The sequence below is a fragment of the Paenibacillus sp. EPM92 genome, assembly GCF_016586185.1.
Classification (GTDB): domain Bacteria; phylum Bacillota; class Bacilli; order Paenibacillales; family NBRC-103111; genus Paenibacillus_G; species Paenibacillus_G validus.
This window is the reverse complement of record NZ_BCPS01000145.1, coordinates 1-545: the sequence shown is the minus strand read 5'-3', so window position 1 is coordinate 545 and position 545 is coordinate 1. Positions and strand designations below refer to the sequence as shown.

General features: G+C 46.2%; 2 protein-coding genes. One reads left to right on the top strand and one right to left on the bottom strand.

Annotation, left to right across the window (positions count from 1 at the left end; all coding sequences use genetic code 11):
• A partial coding sequence (locus JMF85_RS28320) for a hypothetical protein (protein ID WP_236596033.1) occupies window positions 1–276 on the top strand: 276 nt, incomplete at its 5' end.
• Between the two features lie 81 nt (window positions 277–357).
• Here JMF85_RS28320 and JMF85_RS28315 read toward each other — a convergent pair.
• On the bottom strand, window positions 358–545 hold a 188-nt coding region (locus JMF85_RS28315; protein ID WP_236596032.1), incomplete at its 5' end, for a hypothetical protein.

Below are 545 nucleotides of genomic sequence, written 5' to 3'. Positions count from 1 at the left end.
ACGGGAGGTTGCATTTCGTACCCGGAGCAGCCACAACTTCAGGAAGAATATGCGGAAATTATGGATGACTTGGCCCGTTTCTTGCACAGCAAGGGCTACTACGGTCCAGCAGGGGCAGATATCATGATTAGTCCAAATGGACGTCTTCTAGTTATCGACATGAAAATTCGCGTCACAAGAACACTTCAACTGGGATGTCTTCGAAGCCATTTCTTGCAACGGGGCCTGTCTGAAGCGACTCCTCTATCCGCTTTACGATGGGTGCTCGAGGGATGATTTCCGGCAATATTTCCGGAGCAAACTCAAGGAAGGGAGCATGATCATCAGCTCATGGACAACTAACCCCCATCCGAAGCCTCATGCTGTGGCGATCACCATAGCAGGGGTGGATAGGTTAGGCCTCGGTAACTTGATTGCTAAAATCAATGCTTTTAAAGCAAGTGTTACCTGTGGATATAATGATATATGATGTACAGAGAAGACTGCAAATCTGAAGAATACACTTACAATGTGATATTCATATATCCAAGATGGATATTTCCCGG